This is a genomic window from Ruegeria sp. N4 (assembly GCF_056531425.1).
Genome location: NZ_JBQFLT010000008.1, coordinates 36762 through 49496, shown reverse-complemented (window position 1 = coordinate 49496; position 12735 = coordinate 36762). Strand labels below are relative to the sequence as shown.

11 protein-coding genes, 1 other RNA gene and 1 riboswitch are annotated in these 12735 nt (G+C 59.6%); of the genes, 9 read left to right on the top strand and 3 right to left on the bottom strand.

The window, feature by feature from the left end:
• Positions 1 to 71: 71 nt before the first annotated feature.
• A riboswitch (cobalamin riboswitch) is annotated at positions 72 to 292 on the bottom strand.
• A gap of 158 nt (positions 293 to 450) precedes the next feature.
• On the top strand, positions 451 to 1308 hold the full coding sequence (locus ACR0LW_RS13475; protein ID WP_480882929.1) for an alpha/beta hydrolase family protein: 858 nt from the start codon (positions 451 to 453) through the stop codon (positions 1306 to 1308).
• Positions 1309 to 1337: 29 nt separating this feature from the next.
• Here ACR0LW_RS13475 and ffs read toward each other — a convergent pair.
• Positions 1338 to 1436, bottom strand: an RNA gene (ffs, locus tag ACR0LW_RS13470) — signal recognition particle sRNA small type.
• 39 nt (positions 1437 to 1475) lie between these two features.
• Positions 1476 to 3308 carry a bifunctional 2',3'-cyclic-nucleotide 2'-phosphodiesterase/3'-nucleotidase gene (locus ACR0LW_RS13465; protein ID WP_480882928.1) on the bottom strand — a complete coding sequence of 611 codons (1833 nt, stop codon included), beginning with the start codon at positions 3306 to 3308 and terminating at the stop codon, positions 1476 to 1478.
• Between the two features lie 227 nt (positions 3309 to 3535).
• Between ACR0LW_RS13465 and nudC the strand changes: the two genes are divergently transcribed.
• Positions 3536 to 4519, top strand: a complete 984-nt coding sequence (gene nudC, locus ACR0LW_RS13460; RefSeq protein ID WP_480883019.1) for an NAD(+) diphosphatase — start codon at positions 3536 to 3538, stop codon at positions 4517 to 4519.
• A 33-nt stretch (positions 4520 to 4552) separates the two neighbouring features.
• Positions 4553 to 5020: an SRPBCC family protein gene (locus ACR0LW_RS13455; protein WP_170455105.1), complete on the top strand. Its 468-nt coding sequence runs from the start codon at positions 4553 to 4555 to the stop codon at positions 5018 to 5020.
• A 53-nt stretch (positions 5021 to 5073) separates the two neighbouring features.
• Here the strand turns inward: ACR0LW_RS13455 and ACR0LW_RS13450 are convergent, their stop codons facing one another.
• Complete coding sequence (locus ACR0LW_RS13450) at positions 5074 to 5907, bottom strand: prephenate dehydratase (RefSeq protein ID WP_170455103.1); 834 nt, start codon at positions 5905 to 5907, stop codon at positions 5074 to 5076.
• 120 nt (positions 5908 to 6027) lie between these two features.
• Here ACR0LW_RS13450 and ACR0LW_RS13445 point away from each other — a divergent pair, with 120 nt between their 5' ends.
• From ACR0LW_RS13445 to ACR0LW_RS13420, 6 genes are all read left to right on the top strand, one after another.
• Entirely contained in the window at positions 6028 to 6543 is a 516-nt protein-coding gene (locus tag ACR0LW_RS13445) for a c-type cytochrome (RefSeq protein ID WP_170624701.1), read from the top strand.
• Between the two features lie 170 nt (positions 6544 to 6713).
• Positions 6714 to 8624: an extracellular solute-binding protein gene (locus ACR0LW_RS13440; protein ID WP_480882927.1), complete on the top strand. Its 1911-nt coding sequence runs from the start codon at positions 6714 to 6716 to the stop codon at positions 8622 to 8624.
• 1 nt (position 8625) lies between these two features.
• Positions 8626 to 9723: a microcin C ABC transporter permease YejB gene (locus ACR0LW_RS13435; protein ID WP_480882926.1), complete on the top strand. Its 1098-nt coding sequence runs from the start codon at positions 8626 to 8628 to the stop codon at positions 9721 to 9723.
• Complete coding sequence (locus ACR0LW_RS13430) at positions 9724 to 10830, top strand: ABC transporter permease (protein ID WP_170634351.1); 1107 nt, start codon at positions 9724 to 9726, stop codon at positions 10828 to 10830.
• On the top strand, positions 10827 to 11144 hold the full coding sequence (locus ACR0LW_RS13425) for a hypothetical protein (RefSeq protein WP_480882925.1): 318 nt from the start codon (positions 10827 to 10829) through the stop codon (positions 11142 to 11144). Before ACR0LW_RS13430 ends, ACR0LW_RS13425 begins: the two co-directional genes overlap by 4 nt.
• On the top strand, positions 11141 to 12724 hold the full coding sequence (locus ACR0LW_RS13420) for an ABC transporter ATP-binding protein (protein ID WP_480882924.1): 1584 nt from the start codon (positions 11141 to 11143) through the stop codon (positions 12722 to 12724). Before ACR0LW_RS13425 ends, ACR0LW_RS13420 begins: the two co-directional genes overlap by 4 nt.
• Positions 12725 to 12735: the final 11 nt, after the last annotated feature.

Genomic DNA, 12735 nt, shown 5'->3' with positions numbered 1-12735 from the left:
GGTGGACGGGGACGTTGGCAGGCGGTTCAGCTATGCGCTGTCAGGACCTGCCCGGACACCCCGCCCGAGTTTCGGTTACGTTGATGATGGCAGGTCTCCTGACTTGCGGGTCGTTGCTTTGCCGACCTTCCCAGCCTTTCGGCCAGTGGCATTCCGGCATCGCTTACCGCTTACAGTTGCGGGGGCAGTCGCGGCTTTGGTTCGTTCCGGTTTGACCGGGCAGAACCGCACCGTGTTCCCTTTTCATCCCGACCTATTGTGTGGATCGGAAACCATCACACAACCGCTAGCGTCTGTTCGCGTTCTGAGTCAAGCGGGGTTTTGGGTGTCGCGTACACATGCCTTGTTTCGGGCGACGTGTGGTCAAGTGGCAGCGGGGTTGACTCGGCTGCGGGTTGTTGTGCCTCTTGGGCAGGTAAACCGATTGGTTCAGAAAGGCCCGCAGGTTCGATGTTGGACACGCAACTGCACGTGAAGATCGAGGATTTTCAGTTTCCCGCTGGCCCGGCGCAGCTGTCGGCGCGGCTGTATCGGCCTTTTACTGATCCCGAAACGGTGGTGGTACTGAACGGGGCGACCGGTGTGCCGCGCGACTACTACCAGCACTTTGCCCGGTGGTTGGCTGCCGAGCGTGGCATGGCCTGCCTGACGTATGACTATCGTGATTTCGGTCACTCTGTTTCCGGCCCCATGCGCAAATCGCAGGTCACGATGTCGGACTGGGCCCTGATCGACATGCCCGCAGCACGGGCCGAGATGCGCCGAAGGTTTCCCGACGCCCGGCAATGGAGCATTGGTCATTCCGTCGGCGGAATGCTGGGGCCGATTCAGCCGGATATCGACCAGATCGACCGGATGATCTGTGTCTGCTCGGGGCTGGTGACGCTGTCCGATCACCCATGGCCCTATCGGGGGTTGGCCTGGGCGTTCTGGCACGGGCATGTTCCGCTGCTTGTGAAAGCCCTGGGGTATCTGCCCGGCAAAGCCATTGGGTTCGGTGCCGATCTGCCGGGCTCTGTCTATTGGCAATGGCGCAGGTGGTGCACCGCACCTTTGAATTATGTGCCAGAGATCGGAAAGGATTTGCCACCGGCGCGCTGGGCGGATCTGGGTGTTCCGGTGGATCTGTTCACCAGCGACGACGATCAGACCGTCCCGCCAAAAGCCGTATGGCGTCTGGCGGATCTGTATGGGCCGGGCGCGCGGCGGCACCTGTTGTCGCCCAAGGAATTCGGAGTGAAAGAGATCGGCCATATCGGCGCATTTGCCCGCCGGAATTCGGCAATCTGGCCCCAGTTGGTTGCCTGATTGTGCTGATGAGCGGATACATGGGGGAAAGGTGAGAGGTTGGACATCGACCCAAGCGGGGCTCGTTGTGGCTGCTTCCTTCCGGACCTGACCAGGTTGGCGAGGCGCTCGCCCGCGCCAACCTCTCAGCGCTTGATATAGGGAAGCCTGGGGAAAATGACAACCCGTCAGAGTGTCAGCCGGATGCGTTCGAACCCCTGCGGGTCCGGGTCCAGAACGATAGGGTCGTAGTTCTGCAACTCTGACAGGTATTTCAGCGCGCCGGGCCCTGTACTGAGGATTGACTGAACCCCGGCCTGCGGCGCGAACGAAAACGGATAAACCGCCTGAGACAGCGGGTCGGCGGGCAGGTACCCGGTCAGATAATCGCGTAGGATTCGCTTGATATCTATTGCAGGCAGGTTGATCGGCTCTGCCGTTTCCACAAACGGGAAATGCCCGCCACCATTGGCGCGGTAATTGTTGAGCGCGACCACAAAATCCTGATTGGGGTCAAGCGTAGACCCGTCAATTCTGGCCTGCCGGATGCGGCGGTGAGAATTGTCGATCAACTGCCCCTGAGCGTCAAACCGGGCCGGGTAGGACGGGTCGATCTGGTAGGTCAGGCCAAAGAGAAGGTCGAAATTGTACCCAACCCGACCGGAGTCGATCAGATCGGTCTCGTCGTCGCGACGCAGGGTGTTGAAAAGACCCGCCGACATCTCAAGCCAGTCCAGCACCTGAGCGCCGCTGACCTTCACCGCCCTCAGTTCGTTCGGAAAGACGTAAAGGTCCGCGATGTGGCGCAGGCACACCTCGCCCGCCGGGACATCGGTATAATATCGCGGCCCGGACCGACCGCCGCATTTATAGGGCGAAACGGCGGACAACATGGGCATATTGGCCAGTGCGGTGCCGGACAGATAGGGGCGTAATGCAGCAGCTTGCGCCGAGGCCACCAATGCCAACCCCCGATCAACGGCGCAAAAGCTGAAATAGGTGTGCATCGGTTGTGCGATTCGCGCCACCGGCTCGGCCATCTTGGTGCGGGTTCGGGCGTGCACGGGTGCAAAAAGCCGGACCATGACGGGATCCTCTGGCGTTTCAGGGGCGGGTTTGGTCTGGCGAAGCGGTCTCAACGCGACCTGCAGGTCGGTGACTTGCCACCCGAGATCGGCAGAGTGGGACAGGTTCAGATCAATCACGCCCAGATGACTTCCTGCGGACCCGGGCATGACAACCGGTTTGCCATGGACCAGCCCGGCCTCGGGGTCGACATGGGCCAACCCCTGATGGTCGTTTCCGGGAAAGGTCAGATGCGTGTGCCCGGCTACAAGGGCGTCAATGCCGTCAATAGCGGCCAACGGGATCACGGCATTCTCCAGCCCCGGTACATCCTGATCCTGACCGAGGCCGGAATGAGCCAGCGCGATGACCAGATCACACCCCGCCGATTTCAGGGTCTGCACGGAGCGTCGCGCCGCGCTCAGGCAATCCTCGACCGTGATGTCATCGCCCAGATGATGCGCTTCCCATTGCGCGGTCTGAGGGGGCAGAACCGACAACACGCCCACGCGGATGGGAATGCCCTGCCCGTTCAGCGAAATCGATCGGTCAAGCACCGCATGGTCCTGCCAGCGTTGCGAAACCCCCGACCGGCGGCGCATATTGCTGCACAGGACGGGACATGGAGCCTGATCAAGCACAGTGTCCAGCACCGCCAGCCCAAAGCCGAAATCGTGATTTCCAAGCCCGACGGCGTCATAATGCAGGGCCGCAAACCCTTGCATCATTGGATGGCCGTCAGGGTCCTGTGCCGCCTGATCGCCCAGCGGCGTGCCCTGAAGCGCATCGCCATTGTCGAACAGCAAAACAAGCGCGCCGTCTGCTTCTGCTCTCGCCGTGCGGATCAGACTGGCGGTTCGCGTGAATCCAATCGTGGGGTCCGGCTGATCCGAGTAATAGTCGAAACCGGTCAGATTCATGTGCAGATCAGTTGTCGCGAGGATACGAATATGCACATCCGAACTTTCAGTTTGACCCGGTCTAAAAGGTCCAGTTTTCACTCTTGAATTTTACTATTGGATGCTGGTGCTAAATCAAAATCAACAATTGGTAGACTTAATGCCAATGTTTCCAGGCCTGTGCAAGCATTGCCTCTGGCCGCGCATGGCCCGGCACCGCGAAAGGCCATTGCAACGCCGGGGCAGTCATGGCAGCCCTGTCAGCAAAGCCGAAGGGGCAGGTGATGATAAATGCAGAACAGGTGACTTTCGGTGGCGCGGGTCTGAACCGTGCAGCTCATATTCGGGGCGACGCCGAGAAGTTGTCACAAGCACAAGGCAATCCGGCAGCCAGATGTGTTCTGTTGTGGCGCGGTAAATTGCTGGTGCAGGGTGACAGGCTGGATCGGTTGGCTTTGCAGCCCATGTCTCATCCCCTGATTACACGCGGACCCAGAGGGATTGTTTCCGCGCCAATCTTTCTGGGGCTGGATGCTTCAGATGCCCCTTTGTTTGCGCTGGATATTTCGAACTGGGCCGCCGAAGGGCTGGACCTGACCGGTGTTGGCGCGTTTGTCGATAAGACCGAACAGCAACATCCCGACCTGCCCGAAGGCCATGTCTTTGCCGAGCTGCGCCGGATCATGACCCGCCTGTCGCCCCTTGATGCCGAACTGGCGGCGACGGCCAAAGCGGTAATCGGCTGGCATGAAACGCATAAATTCTGCGCCAAATGCGGCGCGCCCAGTGAAATCTCGCAGGCCGGGTGGCAGCGCAGTTGCCCGACCTGCGGCGCGCAGCATTTTCCGCGTACGGACCCGGTCGTCATCATGCTGATCACCCATGGCGACGCGGTGCTGATGGGCCGCTCGCCCGGCTGGCCCGAGGGGATGTATTCACTGCTGGCCGGGTTTGTCGAACCGGGCGAAACGCTTGAGGCCGCCGTACGGCGCGAGGTGATGGAAGAGGCAGGTGTGCCGGTTGGCGCGGTCTCGTACCTGTCCAGCCAACCCTGGCCGTTCCCGGCCTCGCTGATGTTCGGCTGCGCGGGCGAGGCGCTGTCGCGTGATATTGTGATCGATCCGGTCGAGATTGAAGACGCGATGTGGGTCAGCAAAACGGAAATGATGCAGGCTTTCGCAGGCGAGCATCCGACCCTGCTGCCCGCTCGAAAAGGGGCCATCGCGCATTTTCTGTTGCAAAACTGGCTTGCGGACACGCTGGACTAAGGAAAAACTGGACAAAAGGCAGCAAAGGCAGACATGCAGTTTTCAGCGCGCGAAGATATCGAAGCCCCGATCAATTCGGTATTCGAAATGGTTGCCGATTTCGAACGGTTCGAGCGTATGGCCATGCGGCGCGGCATCGATGTTCGGCGCACAACCCAAGGCGTCCCGGTCGAGGCCGGCACCACTTGGGAGACTGAGTTCAAGCTGCGGGGCAAACCACGTCAGATGTCGGTTGTGATGACCGATTGCGACCGTCCTGCGCAGATGCGGTTCGAAGCCAACAGCAAAGGCATGAGCGGCATTACCACCGTAGATTTTCTGGCCCTGTCACAACGCAGAACCCGCCTGAGCGTCGAAATGTCCCTAAGCGCGAAATCCCTGCCTGCCCGCCTGCTTCTGCAATCAATGAAGCTGGGGCAGGCCCGTTTCCGCAAGCAGTTCCAAATCCGCTTGGGCGAGTTTGCCCGAGAGTTGGAGCAGCGCCATAAACACGGGGCTTAGGGCGCGGCTCAGGCGGCCCGTGTGCCACCCAACCCGAACGGGACCGCCCTGCATCAACCGCGCGGTTGCGCTGCCGGGTAGACGCCCAGGATCTCGACATTGGTTGTAAAGTGCTCAAGCTCGTCCATGGCCAGTTGCACGTTCCGGTCGTCCGGGTGCCCGACGATGTCTGCGTAGAACTGCGTCGCCGTGAACGAGCCATCCAGCATGTAGCTTTCCAGCTTGGTCATGTTGATGCCGTTGGTGGCAAAGCCGCCCATGGCCTTGTACAGCGCGGCCGGGATGTTGCGCACCTGAAACACGAAGCTGGTGATCATCTCATGCGCGCCCCGGCGCGACAGGTCGGCCTGGCGGGACATCAGCAAAAAGCGCGTGGTGTTGTCGCCGTGATCCTCGATATGGCGGGCCAAGACGTTCAGGCCGTAAATCTCTCCGGCCAGTTCGCTGGCCAGCGCGGCGGAATGAATGTCACCGGCCTCGGACACTTCGCGCGCAGCACGTGCGTTATCGGGGCTGACGCGTCCGCGAATGTCGTGTTCGCGCAGGAACCCTGCACATTGGGGCAGCAGCACAAGATGCGAGTGCGCCTCGGTGATGTCTTCCAGTTTTGCACCTGGCACAGCGAGCAGGTTGATATGCACCCGAACAAACGCCTCTTCGATGATATGCAGACCGCTGTGCGGCAACAGCCGGTGAATATCGGCCACCCGCCCGTAGGTCGTGTTTTCCACCGGCAGCATCGCCAGATCAGCCTCGCCCGAGCGGACCGATTCGATCACATCCTCGAAGGTGCGGCAGGGCAGGGCCTCCATTTCCGGGCGCGCGTTGCGGCAGGCCTCGTGACTGTAGGCGCCGGGTTCGCCTTGAAAAGCAATGCGATTGGTCATTTGGTCGATTCCGTGCAACAAGTTCCAGAATTGGGCGTTTCGTCGCGGTGTCTATACCTTGCCTCTCGTCAGGGGAAGCCTTAGACACCTGCACAGACAGCTGAAATGGACACGCGATCAATGTTCGACACGATGACAGTTACCAAGGCCGCAGCAGGCCTGTTCGGCACTTTCCTGGTGCTGCTTCTTGCCAAATGGGGTGGCGACATCCTTTACCATTCGCATGGTGGCCACGGTGATGCGCAGGCCGCATATATCATCGAAACCGAAAGTTCGGGCGAAAGCGCCGACGGCGAAGAGGTGGTATTCGAGGATCTGCTGGCCGCCGCCGACGTCGAAAAAGGCGCAAAAGTCTTCCGCAAGTGCACCGCGTGCCACAAGCTGGAAGATGGCGCAAACGGCACCGGCCCGTACCTGTACGGCGTAGTGGACCGTCCGCTGGGCACGGCCGAGGGCTTTGGCGGCTATTCGGCAGGCATGCTTGCGCATGGCGGCAACTGGACCCCCGAAGCCCTGGACGCGTTCCTGACACGCCCCAGCGACTATATCTCGGGCACGACCATGAGCTTTGCGGGCCTGAAAAAGCCGCAAGAGCGCGCGGATGTGATTGCTTACCTGCAGACCATCGGCAACTGATTGCCCTCACGAATGTGAAAATCCCAAAGCCGTTGCCTTGTGCAGCGGCTTTTTTTGTGCCGAAAATCTTCACAAAGCGTTCACGCATTCTAAACTTGAATCATCCAAGGCTGGCGATTTAGCTAGCCGGACCGACATAGAAGATGACAACGATCCAGAGGACGAGCCATATGAAACCCCTCCTGCCTGCTTCGCGCGAGATGACCGTTCGGCATTGGGGGGCGGTTCTGGGAATGATGGCAGCCACCGCTTTTGGATCGGTGGGAATTGCGCAGGCGAATGACGAAAACATCACGCGCAGCCACGGGTATTCCTACTTTGGAAATCTGGATTATCCGGCCGATTATCCGCATCTGAACTACGTCAATCCGGATGCGCCGAAAGGTGGAGAGTTGTCATTGGCGGCGTCTGGAACATTCGACTCGCTGAACCCTTATTCGCGCAAAGGCCGCAGCGGAGCCTTGACCACCATTCAATATGACCGCCTGTTCGAAAGTGCAGATGACAGCGTGGGTCAGTATTATGGCGTCCTTGCGGAAAGCCTGGAATATGACGAAGGCCGAAACTACGTCATTTTCCACCTTCGGCCCGAGGCGATGTTCTGGGATGGCACCCCGGTTACGGCCGAGGATGTGGTTTACAGCCACCGTCTGTTCATCGAACAGGGGTTGCCGTCATACGCGCAAGCGGTAGGGCGCATGGTCACGGGGGCCGAGGCGTTGGATGACCACACGGTCAAATTCACGTTTAACCCCGAGGTGACGCGACGCAGCCTGATCGAAACCGTTGGGGCCACGCCGGTGTTTTCGAAAGCCTGGTTCGAGGCGGACGACTCGCGCCGTTTGGACGAACCCCGCCTGGAAGTGGCCGTGGGGTCGGGCCCGTATAAACTGGACAGCTACGACATTAATCGTCGGATCGTGTACAAACGGCGTGACGATTACTGGGGCAAGGATCTGCCGTTCAATATTGGGCGAAACAACTTCGACACCATCCGTGTCGAATATTTTGCTGACCAGACCGCAGCCTTCGAAGGCTTCAAGGCCGGTGAATACACGATCCGGATCGAGAGCGATCCCAAGCTCTGGGCGACAAGCTATGATTTCCCCAAACTGACCGAAGGTTCGGTTGTGCAGGATGAGATCGCGGATGGCAGCCCGCCGACCCCGTCTGGTTTTGTGTTCAATCTGGGCAAACCTCAGTTTGCAGACAAAAACGTGCGCAAGGCGCTGGCGCTGGCGTTCAATTTCGAATGGGCAAACGAATCCCTGCTGTTCGGTCTGAATTCACCTCGCAGTTCTTTTGTCCAAGGCACGCCGTTGGAGGCGCAGGATGTTCCCACAGGGGATGAACTGGCGTTTCTGGAAACGCTGGGGGATGTCGTACCTGCGGACTTTCTGTCCGAACCGGCGATCATGGCGCACGAATCCAATTCGGCGCGGCTGAACGACCGTCGCAATCTGCGCAAGGCGTCCAAGATGCTGGACGAAGCGGGATGGCCGGTTGGCGATGGCAACCTGCGCCGAAACGCCGAGGGGCAGACCCTGAAGGTGAATATCCCTTACCCATCGAATTTGCCCACATCGACCGCCACCATGATCGAAACCTATGTGCAGAACCTTCAGGCGCTGGGCGTTGATGCGTCGGCAGAAAAGGTCGATCCGGCCCAATACACCCTGCGCAGCCGGGAACGCGACTATGACATGGTGTATTCGACGCGGTACGGCACGTTCCTCTCGACCGGCGGTGGCCTGCTTCAGATGTACGGGTCTGAGGAAGCCGCCTTTAGCTTGTTCAACCCCGCGGGACTGGCAAGCCCGCTGGTTGATGCAATCATCAACGCGTCATTCGAGACGGACAATCAGGCAGATCAGGACACAGCCCTTATGGCGCTGGATCGGGCACTGCGGTATGAGTTCTTCGTAATCCCCGTGGGATATATCGCGGACTACTGGACGGCCTATTACGACATGTATGAATACCCGGAAAACCTGCCACCTTACTCGCTTGGCCATCTGGATTTGTGGTGGATCAACCCCGAGAAAGAAGCCGCGCTGAAAGCGAAAGGCGCGCTGCGTTAAGATGGGCGCCTATATTCTAAGACGCCTGCTTTTGGTCATCCCGACCTTGCTGGGCATCATGGTGGTCAACTTCACGCTGGTGCAGTTCGTGCCCGGCGGGCCGGTCGAACAGATCATTGCTCAGATCGAAGGGCAGGGGGATGTGTTCGCCGGGTTCGCAGGCGGCGGCGATGCGGGCGCCGGGGCCGAGCCCGCAGGCGGCGGGGTATTCGACGACAAGTATGTCGGCGCTCGTGGCCTGCCGCCCGAATTCATCGCCGAACTGGAAAAAGAATTCGGCTTCGACAAGCCCCCGCTCGAACGGTTTCTGAGCATGATGGGCAACTACATGACGCTGGACTTCGGCGAGAGCTATTTTCGTTCGATCAGCGTGATTGATCTGGTGCTGGAAAAGATGCCGGTTTCGATCTCGCTGGGCCTGTGGTCCACACTGATCGCTTATCTGGTGTCGATTCCGCTGGGTATTCGCAAGGCGGTCAAGGACGGATCAACCTTCGATACATGGACCAGCGGCGCGATCATCGTGGCTTATGCGATCCCCGGGTTCCTGTTCGCCATTCTGCTGCTGGTGCTGTTTGCCGGTGGCTCATACTGGCAGATCTTCCCGCTGCGGGGGCTGACCTCGGACAATTGGGACAGCCTCAGCCTGATGGGCAAGATCGGAGATTATTTCTGGCATATCGCCCTGCCGATTATCGCCCTGACGATCTCGGCCTTTGCAACGCTGACGCTGCTGACGAAAAACTCGTTTCTGGATGAGATCAAGAAACAATACGTCATGACAGCCCGCGCCAAGGGTTTGGGTGAGCGGAAGGTTCTGTATGGCCACGTCTTCCGCAACGCGATGCTGATCGTGATCGCCGGGTTTCCCGCCGTTTTTATCGGCGTGTTCTTCGGTGGCTCGATCATTATCGAAACGATCTTCTCGCTGGACGGTCTGGGCCGTCTGGGTTTTGAGGCCGCCGTGGCGCGCGACTATCCGGTGATCTTTGGCACGCTGTTCATCTTTGGTCTGATGGGTTTGGTCGTCGGCATCATCAGCGATCTGATGTATGTACTGGTCGACCCGCGCATCGATTTTGAAAAGCGGGAGGGGTAGATGGCGCTTTCCCCCCTCAACCAGCGCCGCTGGCGCAATTTCCGGCGCAATGGCCGGGCCTTCTGGTCGCTGATCATCTTTTCTGTGCTGTTTGGCCTTTCGCTGTTTGCCGAGTTCATTGCCAATGACAAACCGATTCTGGTGAAATACCGGGGTGAGTTCTACACGCCGGTCTTCAATTTCTACGCCGAAACCGAGTTCGGCGGCGATTTCCAGACCGAAGCGATCTATCGCGACCCCGAGGTTATGTGCCTGATCGACAGCGGTGGTCTGGACGCGTGCTTTGACGACCCCGAAGGCATCATCGAACAGATCGATGCCGGAACCTTTCAGGCCGATGGGTTCGAGCGCGGCTGGGCCATCTGGCCCCTGATCCCCTATTCCTACAATACCAGCGTCGATCGCCCCGGCGCGGCCCCATTGCCGCCCAACGGGCAGAACCTGCTGGGTACGGACGACACGAAACGGGACGTTCTGGCCCGCGTCATCTACGGCTTCCGCCTGTCGATCCTGTTCACCCTGATCGTCACCGGCGCCGCCAGCCTGATCGGGATATTCGCCGGGGCCATTCAGGGCTTTTTCGGCGGTTGGCTGGATCTGATCTTCCAACGGATTATCGAGATCTGGTCGGCGACCCCGTCGCTTTATGTGATCATCATCATGTTCGCCATTCTGGGGCGAAGTTTCTGGCTGCTAGTGGCGTTGATGATCCTGTTCAGTTGGACCGGGCTTGTGGGCGTTGTGCGAGCCGAATTCCTGCGGGCGCGCAATCTGGAATATGTTCGTGCCGCACGCGCGCTGGGTGTGGGCAACATGACCATCATGTTCCGCCACATGCTGCCCAACGCAATGGTCGCCACGCTGACTTTCATGCCGTTCATCGTCACCGGCACCATCGGTGGTCTGGCGTCGCTGGATTTTCTGGGCTTCGGCCTGCCATCTTCGGCCCCGTCACTGGGCGAGCTGACCTTGCAGGCGAAACAGAACCTGCAGGCCCCGTGGCTGGCCTTCACCGCGTTCTTCACCTTTGCCATCATGCTGTCGCTGCTGGTCTTCATTTTCGAAGGCGTCCGCGATGCGTTTGATCCCAGAAAGACGTTCTCATGACTGAAAAGGTGATCAACAGATCGGTGGAACGTCTCATCCTTGTCGCGGGGCTTGCCGCATTGGGATACATCATTCTGGTGATTGGTGGGCTTGGCTGGGATTTCTTCACAACGCATCCTCACGGCCCGTTTCAATTCGACGTCTTTGGCCTGTTTTTCCTGGTGCTGTTCGGGCCGGGTACAGCCGTTCTGATCGCCAGCGCTGTCATCTTTGCAACGAAACGGTCTTTCCCGACATGGCTACAGGTCGGTGCGATGCTCGGCGCGGTCTGGGTTGGTTTCATGCACGCAGCGCTTGAGGGGATCAGCATATGAAAACGTCGCTGTTGAATGTGCAGGACCTGAAAGTCTCGTTCCGGCAGGACGGTCAGGTATCAGCGGCTGTCAAAGGCGTGTCCTTCACCGTGGATCGGGGCGAAACGGTCGCCTTGGTGGGTGAATCCGGGTCGGGCAAATCCGTGACGGCCCTGTCCACGGTGTCCTTGCTGGGCGACAGCGCGATTGTCGAAGGCTCGGTGCAGTATGACGGGCAGGAGATGATCGGCGCGTCCGAGGACACGCTGATGAGCGTGCGCGGCAATGACATCAGCTTTATCTTTCAAGAGCCGATGACGTCGCTCAACCCGCTGCACACGATCCAGAAACAGATGGCGGAATCGCTTGCGCTGCATCAGGGGATATCGGGCGACGCGGCGCGGGATCGGATTGTCGAGCTACTGACCAAGGTGGGTATCCGTGACCCCGAAGAACGTCTGGACAGCTATCCGCATCAACTGTCCGGCGGACAGCGGCAGCGTGTGATGATCGCGATGGCGCTGGCCAACAAGCCGGACATCCTGATCGCAGATGAGCCGACAACAGCGCTGGATGTGACCATTCAGGCGCAGATCCTCGAACTGCTGGCCGAGTTGCAGAAATCCGAGAATATGGGGATGCTGTTCATCACCCATGATCTGGGGATCGTCCGTCGGATCGCTGACCGGGTTTGCGTGATGAAGGATGGCGAAATTGTCGAAACCGGCGTCACGGCTGAGATTTTCGACAACCCGCAGCACCCCTATACGCGCAAGCTGCTGGCGGCTGAGCCTTCGGGCCACCCTGACCCTGTTGCACATGACGCAGAAGAGGTCGCGCGCACGGACCATCTGAAGGTCTGGTTCCCGATCCAGCGGGGTTTCCTGAAACGCACCGTGGGTCATGTGAAGGCGGTCAATGACGCCACGCTCAGCGTAAGGGCGGGCGAGACATTGGGGATCGTCGGCGAAAGTGGCTCGGGCAAGACCACATTGGCGCTGGCCATTATGCGACTGATTGCGTCAGAAGGCGGCATTACCTTCCGCGACCAGAACGTCCGCCGCTGGTCCACGCGGCAGTTGCGGCGACTTCGCAAGGATATGCAGATCGTGTTTCAGGACCCATTCGGCAGCCTCAGCCCGCGCATGACCTGCCAGCAGATCATCGCCGAGGGGCTGGCCATCCATAAGGTCGATCCACACCGTGCCCCGCGCGAATTGGTGGCCGAGGTGATGACCGAAGTGGGCCTGGACCCGGCGTCGATGGATCGTTACCCGCATGAGTTCTCGGGTGGGCAACGTCAGCGCATCGCGATCGCGCGGGCCATGGTTTTGCGCCCGAAACTGCTGGTTCTGGACGAACCGACCAGCGCGCTGGACATGACGGTGCAGGTTCAGATCGTCGATCTGCTGCGCGATCTGCAGCGGAAATACGGGCTGGCCTATCTGTTCATCAGCCACGATCTGAAGGTCGTGCGCGCCATGTCTCATAACGTCGTCGTCATGCGCAACGGGGATGTGATCGAGATGGGTGCGGCAGAGGACCTGTTTGAAAACGCGCAAACAGACTATACGCGGGAACTGATTGCGGCGGCGGGCTGACGCCCGCCCGA